The sequence below is a fragment of the Microbacterium sp. NPDC058062 genome, assembly GCF_042885375.1.
GTDB classification, from domain to species: domain Bacteria; phylum Actinomycetota; class Actinomycetes; order Actinomycetales; family Microbacteriaceae; genus Microbacterium; species Microbacterium trichothecenolyticum_C.
The window spans coordinates 39,780-57,894 of record NZ_JBHVSC010000004.1 but is presented as its reverse complement, the minus strand read 5'-3'; the positions used below and the strand labels follow the sequence as shown (position 1 = coordinate 57,894).

The 18,115-nt window shown below is 70.9% G+C and carries 18 protein-coding genes and 1 riboswitch; of the genes, 2 read left to right on the top strand and 16 right to left on the bottom strand.

Translation table 11 applies throughout. The features are described from left to right. Window positions 1-46: 46 nt before the first annotated feature. Together nagA and ACFVSU_RS13640 are read right to left on the bottom strand one after the other, a co-directional pair. On the bottom strand, window positions 47-1,183 hold the full coding sequence (nagA, locus tag ACFVSU_RS13645) for an N-acetylglucosamine-6-phosphate deacetylase (RefSeq protein WP_387143700.1): 1,137 nt from the start codon (window positions 1,181-1,183) through the stop codon (window positions 47-49). 27 nt (window positions 1,184-1,210) lie between these two features. Then, entirely contained in the window at window positions 1,211-2,740 is a 1,530-nt protein-coding gene (locus tag ACFVSU_RS13640; RefSeq protein WP_387145232.1) for a beta-N-acetylhexosaminidase, read from the bottom strand. Window positions 2,741-2,891: 151 nt separating this feature from the next. Beyond that, a riboswitch (ZMP/ZTP riboswitch) is annotated at window positions 2,892-2,976 on the top strand. Between the two features lie 52 nt (window positions 2,977-3,028). On the opposite strand from ACFVSU_RS13640, the gene glyA reads away from it, so the two are divergent. Further along, complete coding sequence (gene glyA, locus ACFVSU_RS13635; protein WP_387143697.1) at window positions 3,029-4,303, top strand: serine hydroxymethyltransferase; 1,275 nt, start codon at window positions 3,029-3,031, stop codon at window positions 4,301-4,303. 134 nt (window positions 4,304-4,437) lie between these two features. Further along, entirely contained in the window at window positions 4,438-5,319 is an 882-nt protein-coding gene (locus ACFVSU_RS13630; RefSeq protein WP_387143694.1) for a bifunctional methylenetetrahydrofolate dehydrogenase/methenyltetrahydrofolate cyclohydrolase, read from the top strand. A 2-nt stretch (window positions 5,320-5,321) separates the two neighbouring features. Here the strand turns inward: ACFVSU_RS13630 and ACFVSU_RS13625 are convergent, their stop codons facing one another. From ACFVSU_RS13625 to ACFVSU_RS13560, 14 genes are all read right to left on the bottom strand, one after another. Then, complete coding sequence (locus ACFVSU_RS13625) at window positions 5,322-5,969, bottom strand: NAD(P)H-dependent oxidoreductase (RefSeq protein WP_387143691.1); 648 nt, start codon at window positions 5,967-5,969, stop codon at window positions 5,322-5,324. After that, entirely contained in the window at window positions 5,966-6,448 is a 483-nt protein-coding gene (locus ACFVSU_RS13620) for a MarR family winged helix-turn-helix transcriptional regulator (protein WP_387143688.1), read from the bottom strand. The genes ACFVSU_RS13625 and ACFVSU_RS13620 overlap by 4 nt, the downstream gene beginning before the upstream one ends. 155 nt (window positions 6,449-6,603) lie before the next feature. After that, a complete protein-coding gene (locus ACFVSU_RS13615) occupies window positions 6,604-7,338 on the bottom strand; it encodes an amino acid ABC transporter ATP-binding protein (protein ID WP_387143685.1) in 735 nt (244 codons plus the stop codon). Beyond that, window positions 7,335-8,180, bottom strand: coding sequence for an amino acid ABC transporter permease (locus ACFVSU_RS13610; RefSeq protein WP_387143682.1), 846 nt, complete (start codon window positions 8,178-8,180; stop codon window positions 7,335-7,337). The genes ACFVSU_RS13615 and ACFVSU_RS13610 overlap by 4 nt, the downstream gene beginning before the upstream one ends. A gap of 22 nt (window positions 8,181-8,202) precedes the next feature. After that, window positions 8,203-9,057 (bottom strand): transporter substrate-binding domain-containing protein, encoded by an 855-nt coding sequence (locus ACFVSU_RS13605; protein ID WP_387143679.1) that lies wholly within the window; start codon window positions 9,055-9,057, stop codon window positions 8,203-8,205. Window positions 9,058-9,243: 186 nt separating this feature from the next. Further along, window positions 9,244-10,299 carry an RNA polymerase sigma factor gene (locus ACFVSU_RS13600; protein WP_387143676.1) on the bottom strand — a complete coding sequence of 352 codons (1,056 nt, stop codon included), beginning with the start codon at window positions 10,297-10,299 and terminating at the stop codon, window positions 9,244-9,246. Next, window positions 10,299-10,679, bottom strand: a complete 381-nt coding sequence (locus tag ACFVSU_RS13595) for a YciI family protein (protein ID WP_310289093.1) — start codon at window positions 10,677-10,679, stop codon at window positions 10,299-10,301. The genes ACFVSU_RS13600 and ACFVSU_RS13595 overlap by 1 nt, the downstream gene beginning before the upstream one ends. A gap of 77 nt (window positions 10,680-10,756) precedes the next feature. Next, the gene (locus ACFVSU_RS13590; protein ID WP_387143673.1) at window positions 10,757-11,320 is read right to left on the bottom strand and encodes a hypothetical protein; all 564 of its coding nucleotides are present in this window, start codon (window positions 11,318-11,320) and stop codon (window positions 10,757-10,759) included. A 123-nt stretch (window positions 11,321-11,443) separates the two neighbouring features. Further along, window positions 11,444-12,247 (bottom strand): HpcH/HpaI aldolase/citrate lyase family protein, encoded by an 804-nt coding sequence (locus tag ACFVSU_RS13585; RefSeq protein WP_387143670.1) that lies wholly within the window; start codon window positions 12,245-12,247, stop codon window positions 11,444-11,446. Beyond that, entirely contained in the window at window positions 12,232-13,017 is a 786-nt protein-coding gene (locus ACFVSU_RS13580; RefSeq protein ID WP_387143667.1) for a 2-keto-4-pentenoate hydratase, read from the bottom strand. Before ACFVSU_RS13580 ends, ACFVSU_RS13585 begins: the two co-directional genes overlap by 16 nt. 9 nt (window positions 13,018-13,026) lie before the next feature. Further along, window positions 13,027-14,187: a 3,4-dihydroxyphenylacetate 2,3-dioxygenase gene (gene hpaD, locus ACFVSU_RS13575; RefSeq protein ID WP_387143664.1), complete on the bottom strand. Its 1,161-nt coding sequence runs from the start codon at window positions 14,185-14,187 to the stop codon at window positions 13,027-13,029. 44 nt (window positions 14,188-14,231) lie between these two features. Next, window positions 14,232-15,764 carry a 5-carboxymethyl-2-hydroxymuconate semialdehyde dehydrogenase gene (gene hpaE, locus ACFVSU_RS13570; protein WP_387143661.1) on the bottom strand — a complete coding sequence of 511 codons (1,533 nt, stop codon included), beginning with the start codon at window positions 15,762-15,764 and terminating at the stop codon, window positions 14,232-14,234. Between the two features lie 56 nt (window positions 15,765-15,820). Next, the gene (locus ACFVSU_RS13565) at window positions 15,821-16,510 is read right to left on the bottom strand and encodes a GntR family transcriptional regulator (protein ID WP_310289106.1); all 690 of its coding nucleotides are present in this window, start codon (window positions 16,508-16,510) and stop codon (window positions 15,821-15,823) included. Then, window positions 16,507-18,009: a fumarylacetoacetate hydrolase family protein gene (locus ACFVSU_RS13560; RefSeq protein ID WP_387143657.1), complete on the bottom strand. Its 1,503-nt coding sequence runs from the start codon at window positions 18,007-18,009 to the stop codon at window positions 16,507-16,509. Before ACFVSU_RS13560 ends, ACFVSU_RS13565 begins: the two co-directional genes overlap by 4 nt. Between the last annotated feature and the right edge of the window lie 106 nt (window positions 18,010-18,115).

The following is an 18,115-nucleotide window of genomic DNA, read 5'->3' as shown; positions in this document are numbered from 1 at the left end:
GGGGGAGGGACCTTCGGCCCCGCCTTTCACGTGCGCGCGAGCGCGCTCAGGCCCCGTGCCCCGCGACCCAGACGCGGCGCACCGCGAGCGCGCCGTCGAGCAGCACGGCGTCGGCGGGCGCGCCGATGTCGAGCGTGCCGAGGTCGCCGCGGTGGATCGCGTGCGCAGGCTGCCGGCTCAGGGCGTGCGAGGCGACCTCCAGGGGCACGCCCGCGGCCACGACGTGGCGCAGTGCGGCGTCCTGCGTGAGCGTCGAGCCGGCGATCGCGCCGCCCTCTTCGAGCCTCGCGACGCCGTCGGTCACGCGCACCGCAAGGCCGCCCAGCTCGTACCGGCCGTCCTGCGAGCCGGCCGCGGCCATCGCGTCGGTGATGAGCGCGATGCGGTTGCCGGCGACGGCGAAGAGGGTCGCGATGAGCTCCAGGTCGACGTGCACGCCGTCGGCGATGATCTCGAGCGTGACGCGCTCGTCGCGGAGGCCCGCGATCACCGGACCGGGGGCGCGGTGATGGATGCCGGGCATCGCGTTGAACGCGTGGGTGAGCAGCGTCGCGCCGGCGTCGAACGCGCGCCGCGTCGTGTCGGCGTCGGCGTTCGTGTGGCCGACCGCCACCGCGACCCCGGCATCGACGAAGCGCCGGATCGCGTCGAAGGCGCCGGCGCGCTCGGGGGCGAGCGTGACCTGCCGGATCGTGCCGCGCCCCGCTTCGAGGAGGCGGTCGACGGATGCCGCGTCCGGCGCCCGCAGCAGCGACTCGGTGTGCGCGCCCTTGTGGCCGGGGTCGAGGAACGGGCCCTCGAGGTGCGAGCCGAGGACGGTGGGATCTGCATCGCAGAGATGGGCGACCATCGCCACGCGCTCGACGAGGACGTCGATCGGCGCCGTGATGAGCGAGAGCACCGCGCGCGTGGTGCCGTGGGCGCGATGGATGGCGCGCGCGGTCGCGACGGCGTCCGGTCCGTCGTCGAAGCTCGCGCCGGCGCCGCCGTGCCCGTGGATGTCGATGAAGCCGGGGACGAGGCATCCGCCGCCGCCGTCCACGACCTCGTCGGCGACCGGGAGATCGCCGCCGGCGCCGGCCGACGCGACGCGCCCGCCCTCGAACAGCGCCCACCCGTCGGTGCGGTCGCCGTCGACGGAGACAGAGCCCAGCAGGCGGACGGAGTGGACGAGGGTGCTCATGCGGTGCTCCGGATCACTCGGCGGAGGTCACTCGGTGACCCACGGGATCTCTTCGGACGGGTGGAAGCCGATGCCCATGCTGGTCCACAGCGGGCCGAGGGCGCCGACGCGCTCGCGGAACGACGCCCAGGTGCGCAGGCCGCTCGCTCCGGTCGCGGGCGACCAGGCGGCCTCCGCCGCGGCGGCCGCGCGGGGGAACGCCATCGTGTCGATGTCGGCGGCCGTGCGGATCGTCTCGGTCCACAGCGGCGCCTCGACGCCGAGGATGCCGGAGTCGTCGACGCCGGGGACCACGTCGGACGGCTCCCACGAGTACGCGTGCTCGACGCTCGTCGGGCCGTTCGCCCACGTGAGGCCCAGCTCGGGGCCGGCCGGGTACTTCATGTCGAGGTAGATCGCGTCGGCGGGAGAGAGGATCAGCTGGGCGCCGTTGTCGACGAACGCTGTCGCCTTCTCGGCGGCGCCCTCCTGCGGCGTGAGGAAGCCCCAGTACTGGCCGACCGTGGTGTCGGCGATGCCGGCCGCGGCGCCGGCCTCGTGCCACGCCACGGGCGTCTTGCCGAGGTCGGCGATGATCTCGCTCGCGCGCCCGACGAACTCCGCGAAGTCCTCGTCGGTCGTCGAGAGCGACTCGTCGCCGCCGAAGTGCAGGTACGGGCCGGGCGTCATCGCCGCGAGCTCGCCGAACACGTCGGCCACGAAGTCGTACGTCGCCTCGTCGTGGATCTTCAGTGACGAGAACCCGACGGCCATGCCGTCGTACGGTGCGCCGAAACGCGGCTCCTCGCCGCCGTAGTCGCGGATGATCTCGCGCATGTGGTCGCTGATGCTCGGGTCTTCGGCGAGTTCGGGATAGGCGAGCCCGACCGCATGCGTGTGGCCCGGCATGTCGATCTCGGGGACGACGATCATGTGACGGGATGCCGCGTACTCGACGATCCCGCGGTAATCGTCCTTCGTGTAGAAGCCCCCGGGGTCGCCGCCGACCGAGGTGCCCGACGCCTTCTCGGTGAGCTCGGGCCGCGAGTCGAGCTGGATGCGCCAGCCCTGGTCGTCGGTCAGGTGCAGGTGGAGCGCGTTGAACTTGAGCGACGCCGCGTGGTCGATGTACGCCTCGACCGTCTCGACGGGATGGAAGTGGCGGGCGACATCGAGCATGACACCGCGGTACGCGAAGCGCGGGGCGTCCTCGATGGTGACGGCAGGCACGGTCCATTCGTCGCCGTCGCGCGCGATGAGCTGGCCCAGCGTCTGCACGCCGTAGAAGAGGCCGGCCGCATCGGCGCCGGTGACGGAGACGGATGCCTCGTCCACGGCGATCCGGTAGGACTCGGCCGGGTCCCCCTTTCCTGAGCCCGCCGAAGGGTCGATCCGCAGCTCGATGCCCGCGCCGTCGCCGCTTGCGAGGGTCAGTCCCGTGCGGGCCTCGACGATCGCGGACAGGGCGGCGGCAGCATCCGCTTCTCCGTTCACCGCCGTGGCGGAGGTGAGCCGGAACGGCGCGCCGGAGCCGGCCTCGATCGAGACGGGGGCGGGGACGACGGCGGGAAGCGACACGGTGTCTCCATTCTGTGCGACCGGGGTGCAGCCGGCCAGCAGCGCAGCGACGAGGACGGCTGCCACGACGGCCCGTCCTCGTCGACGATTCATGTAAAGAGTCCTAACAAAAGCGATTCGACTCAGCCTAGCGCCTCCTGTTCCGTTATGCTCGGTGTGTCGCGACTGGCGTTGAGGTGGGACACCACCGGGGAGCGACCGACTACGGCATTCGACCGCACGCCTGGGCCGATGTGAATCCCGGCACCCCGTGCCGCGCACCCCGAAAGCCGCAGTCAAGGAGATCGCATGACCGATCAGTTCTTCAACGCCCCTCTCGCCGAGGTCGATCCCGAGATCGCCCAGGTGCTCGACCGCGAGCTCGACCGCCAGCGCGGTTACCTCGAGATGATCGCCTCCGAGAACTTCGTTCCGGTCTCTGTGCTGCAGTCGCAGGGCTCGGTGCTGACCAACAAGTACGCCGAGGGCTACCCGGGTCGCCGCTACTACGGCGGCTGCGAAGAGGTGGACGTCGCCGAGGAGCTCGCGATCCACCGCGCCAAGGCGCTGTTCGGCGCCGAGTTCGCGAACGTCCAGCCCCACTCGGGCGCCACCGCGAACGCCGCCGTGCTGCACGCGATCGCCCGCCCCGGCGACACGCTGCTCGGTCTGTCGCTCGACCAGGGCGGCCATCTCACGCACGGCATGAAGATCAACTTCTCGGGCCGGCTCTACAACATCGTCGCGTACGGCGTCGACCCCGAGACCTCGACCATCGACATGGACGAGGTGCGCCGCCTCGCCATCGAGCACAAGCCCAAGGTCATCATCGCCGGCTGGTCGGCCTACCCGCGCCAGCTCGACTTCGCCGCCTTCCGCGCGATCGCCGACGAGGTCGGCGCGACCCTGTGGGTCGACATGGCGCACTTCGCCGGTCTCGTCGCGGCGGGCCTGCACCCCAACCCGGTGCCGCACGCCCACGTCGTGTCGTCGACGGTGCACAAGACCATCGGCGGCCCCCGCTCGGGCTTCATCCTCACCAATGACGCCGACCTCGCGAAGAAGATCAACACGGCGGTCTTCCCGGGCCAGCAGGGCGGCCCGCTGATGCACGTGATCGCGGCGAAGGCCACGGCGTTCAAGCTCGCGGCCACCCCTGAGTTCAAGGAGCGCCAGGAGCGCGTGCTCCGCGGCGCCCACATCATCGCCGAGCGCCTGTCGCAGCAGGACGTGAAGGATGCCGGCATCGCGGTCCGCTCGGGCGGCACCGATGTGCACCTCGTGCTCGTCGACCTCCGGAACGCTCAGATCGACGGCAAGCAGGCGGAGGACCTCCTCCATGAGATCCACATCACGGTGAACCGCAACGCGGTCCCCAACGACCCGCGCCCCCCGATGGTCACGTCGGGCCTGCGCATCGGCACGCCGGCGCTCGCGACCCGCGGCTTCGGCGACGCCGAGTTCACCGAGGTCGCCGACGTCATCGCGCTCGCGCTGCAGCCCGGCGCCGACGTCGAGGAGCTGCGCCTGCGCGTCGCGGCCCTGACGGCCGCCTTCCCGCTGTACCCCGACTTCCGCCACTGAGTGGAAGTGCCGCCGCGGCGCGGCGGCACCGTCTGGTACCACTGTCGACACGGATGCCGCGGCCCGACGCCGGGCCGCGGCATCCATCCCGCCCGCCCCGGCGTGAGGGCGCACGACCCACGAGGAGACCCAGGATGACCGCACAGAAGCTCGACGGGCGCGCGGCCGCGGCCCAGATCAAGGACGAGCTGCGCGAGCGCGTGGCGACACTCAAGGACCGCGGCGTCACGCCTGGCATCGCGACGGTGCTCGTCGGCGCCGACCCGGCCTCGCAGCTGTACGTCGGGATGAAGCACCGCGAGTCCGAGGCGATCGGCATGAACTCGATCCAGCGCGAGCTTCCGGCGGATGCCACGCAGGCCGAGGTCGAGGCGCTCATCGACGACCTGAACGCCGACCCCGAGTGCCACGGCTACATCGTGCAGCTGCCGCTGCCGAAGCACCTCGACACCGACGCGATCCTCGAGCGCATCGACCCCGCGAAGGACGCCGACGGCCTGCACCCGACCAACCTCGGACGCCTGGTGCTCAACGTCAACTCCCCGATCACCACGCCGCTGCCGTGCACGCCGCGCGGCGTCATCGAGCTGCTGCTGCGCAACGACTACGACCTCAAGGGCAAGGATGTGGTCGTCGTCGGCCGCGGCGTGACGATCGGCCGCTCGATCGGCCTGCTGCTCACGCGCCGCGAGATCAACGCGACCGTGACCCTGACGCACACCGGCACCGCCGACCTGTCGCACCACCTCCGCCAGGCCGACGTGATCGTGGCCGCCGCGGGCGTGAAGCACATCGTCCGCGCCGAGGACGTCAAGCCCGGCGCCGCCGTGCTCGACGTGGGCGTGACCCGCGAAGACGACCCCGAGACCGGGAAGTCCCGCGTCTACGGCGATGTCGCCCCGGATGTCGCCGAGGTCGCCGGCTACCTCTCGCCGAACCCCGGCGGAGTCGGTCCGATGACCGTGGCGCTGCTCATGACCAACGTCGTCGAGGCGGCGGAGCGCTCGCTCGCCTGACGTCAGGCCGCGACGAGCTCGGACCGCTCGCGCGGACGCACGGACTCGGCATCCGTCGCCCCGAACGACGCCATCCCGCGGACCCAGCGCTCGCGGTCGGCCTCGGTGCTGTGCCGCACCTGCGCCAGCCGCGTGACACCGCGGACCTTGATGCCGCAGTACTCCAGCGTGGCGTTGCGCAACGAGCGGATCGGGGCGTTGCGGTACACCCATGCGTTCCAGAGCGTGGGGGAGTCCATCGTCATCACGATGCGCGCGCTGCGCCCGGTGAGCAGCTTGTCCCACAGCCGCCCGGTCGGGCGGTAGCGGTAGGCGAACCCCCGCACGAACACGCGGTCGATCCACGTCTTGAGCGCCCCCGGAAGCGACCCCCACCACTGCGGGAAGAAGAAGACCAAGTGGTCGGCCCAGTCGACGTCGGCGACATATGCGGCGACCTCGGGGGTGAGCGGCACGTCGGCATCGGTGCGCGGCAGGCGCACGTCGTCGCGGACGGACGGATGCTGCGGCACCGTGTCGTTCGCGAGATCCACGACGCGCACTTCGGCGCCGCCGGCGCGGGCCGCGTCGGCGTACGACTGGGCCAAGGAGTGGTTGAGACTGCCGGCGAAGGGCGTGCCGACGATCACGAGGATGCGGGGAGCGTTCATGCGAGGGTCTCCCGAGGGTGGTGGACGGCACCCGGGCCGGGCGCCGGCTGTTGCTGGATGAAAGCGGTGAGGGCGACGAGCTGGGCGTTCATGCGCGGGGCGTCGATGGGGTCGCCGGCGAGCGAGGGGTGCGTGAGCATCGCGGCGAACTCGCGCTCGAGCACCTCGCCGGCATCGCGCACGAGGGCGTTGCCCTTGTCGGTGAGCGAGAGCAGGATGCTGCGGCCCGCGCCGGGCTGGGAAGCCGCGGTGATCCACGCGTCCTCGACGAGCGCGGGCACGCGCTTGCTGACGGCGGCCTTGGTGACGCCGAGGCAGCGGGCGAGCGTCGTCATGTCGACGGGCTCGTGGTCGTAGAGCACAGCCAGGAACTGGAAGTGGTTGAACGTCACACCCCACCCCGCCTGCAGGGCGGAGTCGGCGAACGCGTCGAGCTCGGCGATGAGCTCATGGAGGGTGAAGGTGAGGCGTTCGGACATACAGCGAGTAAACCAGTTGACTCACCTTAAGTCAACAAGTTGACTCACTTCCCTGCGTTCACATCACGTGATCTCCCCGAGACCATGCGATATGCGCGCAAATGACGCATGCGCTCGGTGAGATCACGCGATATGGACACCGCGGCCCGGCTCACTCAGGCGGTGAAGCGGGCGAGGAACTCTCGCGTGCGGGGTTCGCGAGGAGCCGTCAGCACCTCGGAAGGCGGCCCCTGCTCGACGATCGTTCCCGCGTCCAGGAACACCACGCGATGGGCCACATCCCGGGCGAACGCCATCTCGTGCGTCGCCATGAGGATCGTCGCGCCGTCGGCGGCGAGCTGCCGCACGAGCTCGAGCACCTCACCCACGAGCTCCGGGTCGAGCGCCGACGTGATCTCGTCGAGGAACAGCACCTCCGGGTCGGTCGCGATGGCCCGCACGATCGCGGCACGCTGCTGCTGGCCGCCCGAGAGGCGGTCGGGGTGCTCGCGGGCGAGGTCGGCGAGCCCGATGCGGCCGAGCAGCTCGAGCGCGCGAGCCTCGGCCTCACGTCGAGGAGTGCGGTGCACGACGCGCGAGGCCAGCGTGACGTTGTCGAGCACCGTGAGATGCGGGAACAGGTTGTAGCTCTGGAACACCGCGCCGAAGCGGGCGCGGACGCGGTTCGCGTCGACGCGAGGGTCGGAGATGTCGTCGTCGTCGAGGAAGATCTGCCCGTCGTCGATGGGCTCGAGGAGGTTCAGGCACCGCAGGAGCGTGGACTTGCCCGATCCGCTCGCGCCGATGAGTGCGACCACTTCGTGCGTCGCCAGCTCCAGGTCGACGCCGCGGAGCACCTCCCGCTCACCGAAGGACTTGTGGATGCCGGTCGCCCGCAGCAGAGCGGTCACAGGATCGCCCCCGCCTGCTCACGCTCGCGCAGTCGCGCGGTGTACCAGTCGGTGAGCCGGATGGTGGGGATCGCAAGCAGGATGAACAGCACGCCGGCCACGACGTACGGCGTGAAGTTGTAGGTGAGCGACGCGACGGATCTCGCCGCCGCAATGGCGTCGACCGCGCCCAGGATCGAGATCAGCCCGACGTCCTTCTGCATCGAGATGAAGTCGTTCATGAGGGGCGGCGTGATCTTGCGGAAGGCCTGGGGCAGCACGACGCGGCGCAGCGACTGCACGTAGCCGAGGCCGAGCGCCCGCGCGGCGAGGCGCTGCGACGGATGCACCGCCTCGATGCCGGCCCGGATCACCTCGGCGACGTACGCGGAGTACGTGAGCGTCACCGCGATCACGCCGAGCAGCACCACCGGCATGCGCGTGTTCGTGATCGTCGGCAGGCCGAAGCCGATGAGGTAGAGCACGATGATGAACGGCAGGCCGCGGAAGAGGTCGGTGTACCCCGCCGCGAGGACGCGCGCGGGAAAGAAGACCGGCCCGCGGAGGGTGCGCAGCACGGCGATCACGAGTGCTACGACCGCGACGGTCACGACGGAGTAGGCGAGCACCTGCAGGTTGATCAGGAAGCCGTCCCACACTTTCGGCAGTGCCTGGATCGCGACGTCCAGGTTGAAGAACGACTGCTGGACCTTCGACCAGCCCTCGGTGTTGATGACCGTCACCCAGACGATCACCGCGAACGCGAGCGACGACGCGATCGCGATGAGCACCGACCGCCGCGAGCGTCGGTGCCGGTAGGCGCGACGGTCGAGCTCGAGCGCGCTGGGCTGGTGCGGGGTCACCGAACGAACGTAGCGGACGCGGTCACTTCAGCTGTGTGACGCCTTCGCTGAGCACGGCGAGCCACTTCTCCTCGAGGGCGTCGAGCGTCCCGTTCTCGCGCAGCGTGTCGACGGCCGCGGTGACGTCCGCGGTCAGCGGGGAGTCCTTCGCGAGCAGCAGGCCCCACTGGTCGGGCACGCCCGCAGCCGGGAGCTCGCCGACGGTGAAGGAGTCGTCGATGTAGAAGTTCACCGCGGTGTAGGCGGTCGGGGTGTCGAGCACGAGGGCATCGATCTGACCGGCCTTGAGCGCGGCGACCGCGTCTTCGTTGGAGCTGTAGAGCTGCGGCGTGGCGGTGGGAGCGATCGCCTCTTCGATCGTCGTCGCGCTCGTGGATCCCGACATCGCGCCGAGCACCAGATCCTTGAGGCCCGCGATGTCGGTCACGCCCTCGGCGGCACCGCCCTTCAGCGCGACCACCGACTGGCTGGCCTCGTAGTAGGGCGACGAGAAGTCCACGGCCTGCTTGCGCTCGTCGGTGATCGTGTACTGCTGGATGTTGAAGTCGAAGCTCTTCGGTCCGGGCGCGATCGCCGACTCGAAGCTGGTCCGCACCCATTCGACGTCCTCGGCGGCGAAGCCCAGCTCCTCGGCGACGGCGTACGCGACCGCTGCCTCGAACCCTTCACCGGACGCCGGGTCGTCGTCGATCACGTACGGCTCGTACGCCGTCTCGCCCGTCGCGATGGTGAGCTTGCCGGGGGTGAGGTAGCCCGCGTCGGCGGCGGCCGACTCGCTGCTCGCCGGCGCGGAACCCGAGGCGCAGCCCGTCAGGGCGAGGGCCGCGACGGCGATGCCGACGGCGGCGATGCGGACGAGACGGATGCTGCGCGACATGGGTGCCTCCAGAAGTCGGGTGTCCGCGCGTGCGTGCTGTCGCTCTGCGGATCCCTCCATCTTGGCGAGGGGCCGGGCGGAACGGCCCGCGCGGGTCGGTTTGTTACACGTCCGATGCCGAGGAGCCGGGGCCCGCAGCATCCGTTCCGCAACTTCCTCGTGCTGCCCCCGAATCGGCATCCGTCATCACGATGCTGACGCGAGCCGCGCCTCGGCCGCCGCCAGCGCCCGTCGCGCACCGTCGGTCGGCGCGATCGCAACGAGCCCGCGGTAGAGCTTCACGAGCGCCTCGACATCGAGGGAGCCGGTGCGGGCGCGGTCGCAGTGCACGGCCTGGATCGCCGCCTCGAGCTGGAAGCGCCCGAGCGGCCGGCCGAGTGCCGACGCGCGGCGCAGCAGAGCGGCGCCCTCCGCGATGAGCGCGCGGTCCCACTCGGCCGGGTCCTGCTCGTCGAGCGGCGGCCACGGCACGTTGGCGCGGGCGGGTGCGCGCGATTGCGCGTAGGTCAGCAGCGCGGCGAGGCCCCATGCCTCCGGCTCGTCGTCGAGGAGGGTCGCGGTGAGCACCGCGAGCCAGCGCGCCTCGTCGGCCAGCGACTCGCGCGGCTCCTCGCCCTGGTCGAGCCAGCCGATGGCGTACGCGCCGTAGATCGCCTCGAGCACGGCCGGCAGCCGGGAGGGCATGTCGGCGCGGGTGGGGACGCGGAACGGGATGCCGGCGTCCCGGATCCGCCGCTTCGCCCGCACGAGCCGCTGGGCCATCGCGGAGGGCTCGACCGCGAACGCGCGGGCGACCTCGGCCGCGTCGAACCCGAGCACGGTCTGCAGCATGAGCGGCGTGCGGACCGGGGGGTCGATCGCCGGGTGCGCGCACGCGAAGAGCAGTTCCAGTCGGCGGTCGGGGATGGCCTCGGCGCGCTCGAGGGCGGTGAGCGCGTCGACCTCGCGCTCGTCGGCGCGTATCGCGGCGATCCCCTCGTCGAGCGGGACACCCGTGCGGTGCGCCGCTGATGTGAGGGCGTCGCGCAGTCGGTTGCGGGCCACGGTGACCAGCCACCCTTCGGGATTGGCGGGGATGCCGGCATCCGGCCACGTGCGCAGCGCGCGCTCGAACGCGTCGGCGAGGGCGTCCTCGGCGAGGGCGACGTCGCGCGTGGATGCGGCGACCACGGCAAGGATGCGGCCGTACGACTCCCGCGCGGTGCGTGCCGCGACCGCGCGGGAGTCGGAAGCGGACGGCATCAGCTCGCGAACGGGGTCCAGGCGCCGTTCTCGAAGAAGGTCGCGCTCGGACGCACCTCGACGGTGCCCCAGCTGATCGACGGCGCCTTGCCGGCCCAGCCGATCGCGGCGTCGAGGTCGGCGACCTCGACCACGAACGTGCCGCCGAGCTGCTCCTTGGTGTCGGCGAACGGGCCGTCCTGCACGCGCAGCGTGCCGTCGGGCGCGGTCACCGTCGTCGTGACGGCGGACGGCTGGAGCACCTCGGCCGACACGAGCACGCCGGCGGCGTCGAGCGCCTTCGCGTACTCGTCGAACTCGCGCATGCCCTCGGCCCAGGCGTCGTCGCCCATGTCGTCAGGGGTCATCTCGGGGTAGTGGAGGAGGAGTGCGTACCGCATGGCGTCGTCCTTTCTTTCAGGGGTATCGACACCCTGATGACGATCGGCGCCCGCCCCGATCGACAGGTCGGGCGGAATCAGCCCTTGCCGAGTTCGTCGAGCATGCGTCGCTGCTCGTCGGTGAGCCCGTCGTTCAGTTCACGGCGGCCCGCGGATGCCTCGGGGGAAGGGATCGGCGGGGCCGCAGCATCCATCTCCGCCGTCTTCGAACCGGTCGCCTTGTCGTAGAGCGTGCCCGCGTGCGTCTCGACCTTGTCGTCGATGGCGCCGTAGATCGCCCAGCCGATGAGGAGGATCACCGGCGGGATGACCCAGCCCCAGAACGCGCCGAAGATGCCGCCGCCGATCGAGACGCCGGTGAAGACGACGGTGACGATCCAGACGAGGAACGCGACGGCGAAGGCGAGCAGGAACTCGACGAGCTTCTCGCCGGCCTTCGTCCGCTGGTTCGCGGACTTCGCCGCCATCGAGCGGAACCACTTCTCGACGAGCGGCTTGATCCAGATGACGAGCGCCGTCAGCACGATGCCCGCCCAGAGCGCGGCCCAGCCGACGCGCGCGGGCGTGAGCCAGCCGACGATCAGCAGCACGACGATGTTGAACACCAGCAGCGACGCGAACCGCACGACCCACTTCTTCATGGATTCACTGTGCCACGTCCGGCAGCGGCAGGGGAACGGTCCCCACGCCCCCTCCACCCGCCGCTGGCGCGTCGGGCGGAGCCTCTGGGCGCGTGGGCCCAGCCGCGTCCGCCGCGTGGACCCTCAGTACGAGGCGCGCTCGCCGGAGGCGTCGGTCGGGATGAAGCGTGCGGCGAGGGCCTCGGAGCCGCGGGCGAGGAGTGCGACGTCGGCGCCGACGAGGACGAACGAGGCGCCCGCCTCGAGGTAGGCGTCGGCGGTGGCCGGGTCGAAGGCGTTGACGCCGACGGGCTTGCCGGCCGCGCGGACGGCGTCGAAGGTGTGCCTGACGGCGGCGACGACGTCGGGGTGGGTCTGCTGACCGAGCACGCCCATCGAGGCGGCGAGGTCGCTGGGACCCACGAAGACGCCGTCGACGCCGTCGACCGCGGCGATCTCGGCGGCCGCCTCGACACCGGCCGTCGTCTCGATCTGCACGAACAGCGAGACGTGCGCGTCGGCGTCCTGGAGGTACCCGTCGACGCGGTTCCAGCGGGCCGATCGCGCGAGCGCGGAGCCCACGCCACGCGTACCCCTCGGTGGATAGCGCACGGCGGCGACGGCGGCTTCGGCATCCGTCTTCGACGACACCATCGGCACGAGCAGGTTCTGGGCTCCGAGGTCGAGCACCTGCTTGATCGTCACGACGTCGCCGATCGGCACGCGCACGACGGGGGTGATCGGATAAGCCGAGACGGCCTGCAGCTGAGCCAGCACCGACTCGAGGCCGTTGGGGGAGTGCTCCATGTCGATGAGCACCCAGTCCAGGCCCGAGCCGGCGCAGATCTCGGCGACGAGCGGCGAGCCGGTGCACACCCAGATGCCCGCGAGCGGGCGGTCGGCGTGCGCGATCGCGTCGCGGAAGGTCGGGCTCAGACGAAGCGGCATTCGATCACTCCCATGGGTCCGTAGTCGCACCTGACGGTATCGCCCCGCGACACCCACATGGGGCGCGTGAAGGAGCCCGCGAGGATGATCTCGCCCGCCTCGAGCCGCGCGCCGTGCTGGTGGAACTTGTTCGCGAGCCACGCGACGCCGGTGGCGGGGTGCCCGAGGACTCCGGCGGCGACGCCGGTCTCCTCGATCTCGCCGTTGCGGCTCAGCACGCCGGGAACCCAGCGAAGGTCGATCTCGTCGGGGCGCTTGTGGACGTCGCCGATCACCATCGCGCCGTAGGCGGCGTTGTCGCTGATCGTGTCGACGATGGTGCGGCCCTCGAGCTCGATGTGCGAGTTGAGCACCTCGAGCGCGGGCACCGCGTAGTCGATCGCCGCGAGGGCGTCATCGAGGGTGCACTCGGGGCCCTCGAGCGGGGTCTTCAGCACGAACGCCAGCTCGACCTCGATGCGCACGTTCGAGAACTTCTCGACGGGGATCTCGGCACCGGAGCGGTAGACGGTGTCGTCGAACATCACGCCGTAGTCGGGCTCGGTGATGCCCGTCGCCTGCTGCATGGCTTTCGACGTGAGCCCGATCTTGCGGCCCACCAGCGTGCGCCCGGCGGCGATGTTCTGGTCGCGCCACACACCCTGGATGGCGTACGAGTCCTCGACCGTCGCGTCCGGGTACCGCGCCGTGATGCGCGGGATCACACCGTGCGTGCGGTCGGCCTCGGCCAGCTCGGCCGCGATCGCGGCGATGTCGTCGGGGTGCAGCATCCGTTCCCCTTACAGCTGGTGGCCGAGCTTGTACTCACCCTGCTTGTACTCGGGCATGGAGTCCTCGTCGGGGCGGGTGTACGAGAAGCCGTCGGCGCCGATTGTGACCGCCATCTCGGACGAGTCCGTGCGCGCCACCACGGGCTGCGGGTTGCCGTCGAGGTCGAGCACGAGGGACGCCTCGGTGTACCAGGACGGGACGACGGGGTTGCCCCACCAGTCGCGGCGCTGGTTGTCGTGGACGTCCCAGGTGACGACGGGGTTGTCGGGGTCGCCGGTGTAGTAGTCCTGGGTGTAGATCTCGACGCGGTGCCCGTCGGGGTCGCGCAGGTAGAGGTAGAACGCGTTCGAGACGCCGTGGCGGCCCGGTCCGCGCTCGATCGCGTCGGAGCGGCGGAGCGCGCCGAGCTTGTCGCAGATCGCGAGGATGTTGTGCTTCTCGTGCGTGGCGAACGCGACGTGGTGCATGCGCGGGCCGTCGCCGCCGGTCATCGCGGTGTCGTGCACGGTGGGCTTGCGGCGCATCCAGGCGGCGTAGACGGTGCCCTCTTCGTCCTGGATGTCCTCGGTGACGCGGAAGCCCAGCGACTGCATGAAGTTCACCGCGCGGGGCACGTCGGGGGTGACCTGGTTGAAGTGGTCCAGGCGCACGAGTTCGCCCGGGGTGTGCAGGTCGTAGCGCCACGACAGGCGCTCGACGTGCTCGGTCGCGTAGAAGAACTCGTACGGGAAGCCGAGCGGGTCGGTGACGCGCACCGAGTCGCCGATGCCCTTCGTGAACCCGTCGGGGCGGCGCTCGATGCGGCAGCCGAGCTCCTCGTAGAACGCGACGGCCCTATCGAGGTCCTCCGCCGACCGCACCCGGTACGAGAACGCGGCGACCGCGGCGACCGGGCCCTGGCGCAGCACCAGGTTGTGGTGGATGAACTCCTCCGTCGAGCGGAGGTAGATCGTGCTCTCGTCCTCCTCGGTGACGTACAGGCCGAGCACGTCGACGTAGAACTCGCGCGAGGCGAGCAGGTCGGTGACGACGAGCTCCATGTACGCGCAGCGCAGGATGTCGGGCGCCGGCACGGACGGGGTGGGGATCGGGTTGTCGGAGAGGATCGGCGCCTCCTGGCTCACGTAGAAGCCGGAGGAGGTGCGGGTCATCTGGTCACGGTGGGTCATGTCGCGTCCTTGCGTGGGGTTTTCGGAGATGGATGCTGCGGCCCTCAGTGGCCGGCGGCATCCGCCTTTCCGAAGGTGGGGTTGTGGGCGGGGCCGAGCGTGATGTGCACGGCCTGCTGGTCGGTGTAGAAGTCGATGGAGCGGTAGCCGCCCTCGTGTCCGAGGCCCGAGGCCTTGACGCCGCCGAACGGCGTGCGGAGGTCGCGCACGTTGTTCGAGTTCAGCCAGACCATGCCGGCCTCGATGGCCTGCGAGAAGTTGTGGGCGCGCTTGAGGTCGTTGGTCCACACGTACGCCGCCAGGCCGTAGCGCACGCCGTTGGCGAGCTCGAGCGCCTCCTCGTCGGTGTCGAACGGCGTGATCGCGACGACCGGGCCGAAGATCTCCTCCTGGAAGATCCGGGCGTCCGGCGCGACGTCGGCGAACACGGTGGGGCGCACGAAGTTGCCGGTCTCGAACCCCTCGGGGCGGTCGCCGCCGGCGACCAGGCGCGCCTCGGACTTGCCGATCTCGATGTACGAGACGACCTTGTCGTAGTGCTCGGGATGCACGAGCGCCCCGACCTCGGTCTTCGGGTCGTGCGGGTAGCCCACGACGACGCGGTCGGCCTGCGCCGCATAGCGCTTGACGAACTCGTCGTAGATCGGGCGCTCCACGAGGATGCGCGAGCCGGCGGTGCAGCGCTCGCCGTTGAGGGAGAAGACGCCGAAGATGGTGGCGTCGATCGCGGCGTCGAGGTCGGCGTCGGCGAACACCACGGCCGGCGACTTGCCGCCGAGCTCCATCGACAGACCCTTCAGGAACGGCGCCGCGTTTCCGAAGATGAGCTGCCCGGTGCGCGACTCGCCGGTGAACGAGATCAGTGGCACGTCCGGGTGCTTCACCAGCGCGTCGCCGGCGTCCTCGCCGAGGCCGTTGACGAGGTTGAAGACGCCCTTCGGCAGCCCGGCCTCCTCGAAGATGCCGGCCCACAGCGACGCCGACAGCGGCGTGAACTCGGCGGGCTTGAGCACCACGGTGTTGCCGGTCGCGAGCGCGGGGCCGAGCTTCCAGGACTCGAGCATGAACGGGGTGTTCCAGGGCGTGATGAGCCCGGCGACGCCGATCGGCTTGCGGTTGACGTAGTTCATCTGCCGGCCCGGCACCTTGTAGGCGTCGTCGGCCTGCGCCACGATCAGGTCCGCGAAGAACCGGAAGTTCTCCGCCGCCCGCCGCGCCTGGCCGAGCGCCTGCGTGATCGGCAGGCCCGAGTCGAACGACTCCAGCTCCGCGAGCCGGGCGTCGCGGGACTCCACGATGTCGGCGATGCGGTGCAGCACGCGGGAGCGCTCGCGGGGCAGCATCCGGGGCCACGGCCCCTCGGTGAACGCGCGGCGCGCGGCGGCGACGGCCCGGTCGATGTCTGCCTTCTTGCCGGCGGCGGCCTGCACGTACGTCTCGTTCGTCACCGGGTCGAGCACGTCGAACGTGTCTCCGTCGGCCGAGTCGACGAACTCGCCGCCGATGTAGTGCTGGATGCGGCTCGGCAGGCCCTCGGGCACATGCCGGGTCGCGAGGACGGTCGTGGTGTCGGTCATTGCTGCTCCTTCGTCGGAGGTTGTGGGGACGGATGCCGCGGGCAGCGGCATCCGTTTCAGAACGCGGGAAGGCCCAAGGCCTCGTCGGGGTGCTCGTGGATCATGTAGGCGTCGAGGGTCGCCGAGCGGTGACGCCGGGCCGCCTTCTCGATCTCGCCGAGAGGGGCGCCGGTCTCGATGAGCACCAGGATGTTCTCGTGCTCGCGGACCGACTCCTGGGCGCGGCCCGGCACGAAGCTGAAGGTGGAGTCGCGCAGGTGCCCGAGACGTGCCCACTCGGCGTGCACGAGGTCGAGCATCCGCGGGTTCGCGCATTTCTCGAAGAGCGCGGCGTGGAACTCCTGGTTGAGCGCGGTGAACGCGCGCGGGTCGAAGTGCTCGAGCGTCTCGATCATGAGCTCGTTGATGCGCCGTGCGTTGCGGACGTCGTCGGCGGTGAGCCGGCGCGCGGCGAGCGCGGTGGCGGTGCCCTCGAGGATCGACAGCGCCTGCATGCTGTAGCGGTACTGCGAGTCGTCGACCATCGACACCCGGGCGCCGACATTGCGCTCGAATGTCACGAGCCCCTCGGCCTCGAGCTGGCGGATCGCCTCGCGCACCGGCACGACGCTCATGTCGAGCTCGCCGGCGATGCTGCCCAGCACGAGCCGGTAGCCCGGCGTGAACTCCTGGTTGGCGATGCGCTCCTTGATCCAGCGGTACGCCTGCTGCGACTTGCTGAGCGTGTCGGCTTCGGTCGGGCTCATGCGCGGCCTTCCTCTCGGGCGTTCCGGGCGTCGTACTTCGCGCGCCACTCCGTGTTCATCGGGAAGAGCCCGTCGACGGGCTGCCCCTCCGCGACGCGGTCGGCGATCCAGGCGTCCTCGTCCTCCTGGGCGAGGGCGGCGTCGACGATCTCCGCGGCGATGCCCGGCGGGATCACGATGACCCCATCCGCGTCGCCGACGATGATGTCTCCGGGCTGGACGGTTGTGCCGCCGCACGCGATCGTCACGTCGGCGTCCCAGGGCACGTGCTTGCGACCCAGCACCGCGGGGTGCGCGCCGGAGGAATAGACCGGGATGCCGACCGCGGCGACGGCCGCAGCATCCCGAACTCCGCCGTCCGTGACGATGCCGGCGGCGCCACGCGCGTGCGCACGGATCGCGAGGATGTCGCCGAGCGTGCCCGAGCCGGCCTCACCGCGCGCCTCGATCACGACGACCTCGCCGTCGCCGACGGCGTCGAACACACGCTTCTGCGCGTTGTAGCCGCCGCCGTGCGACGCGAACAGGTCCTCGCGGTTCGGCACGAAGCGCAGCGTGCGGGCGACACCGACGAGCTTCGCCTCGGGATGCAGCGGACGCACGCCGTCGACGTGCACGTTGTTCAGGCCGCGCTTGCGCAGCTGCGCCGAGAGCCCGGCCACGGGCACAGCCTCGAGCTTCGCGCGCAGCTCGGGGGAGAGCGCCGGGGTCGCGGCCTCCCCCGCGGGGAGTCCGGCCGCCTCGCGCGAGCCCCAGGCTTCCGTCCGCTGCAGATCGTCGACCGCGGGAAGCGAGCCGAGCTCGGCATCGAAGGCCGCCGAACCCTGCGCCACCGTCGTCACGAGTCGTCCCGACGACGGGCCGCCCGGAACGTCGACCTCGACCTCGACGACATCACCGGGCCGCGCGACCGATGAGCCTGCGGGCGTGCCGGTGAGGATCACGTCGCCGGTCTCGAGCGTGAAGTGCTGCGAGAGGTCTGCGACGAGCTGGGCGAGCGGGAAGATCATGCCCGCGGCCGTGTCGTCCTGCGCGATCTCGCCGTTGAGCCACGTGCGCACACGCAGCGCCTCGGGGTCGATGGTACGGGCGTCGATGAGCGACGGGCCGACGGGCGTGTAGCCGTCGCCGCCCTTGGAGCGCACGTTCGAGCCCTTGTCGTTCGCCCGCAGGTCGTAGAGGCCGAAGTCGTTGGCGGCCGTGACCCACGCGACGTGGTTCCACGCGTCGGCGATCCGCACGCGGCGGGCAGGCGTGCCGATCACGAGCGCGATCTCGCCCTCGAACGCGAGCAGCTCGGTGCCGTCCGGGCGCTCGATGGCGTCGCCCGACGCCGCGACCGAACTCGACGGCTTGAAGAAGTACGACGGATGCTGCGGCCGCCGCCCGCGCTGATCCGCACGCGACGCGTAGCTGAGGTGGATGGCGACGATCTTGCCGGGGCGGCCGCGAAGCGCCGCGAAGCGGCGGTCTGCGGTCTCCGTGATGATCTCGTCCATGAGCTCCCTTACTCGAAGCGACCTGTTGCGTCGTATTCGAAATCGTATATGATCGTGCAGCATCCGGCAACCATTCCCCAGCGGTTCGCCGGCGACGATGTCGTCA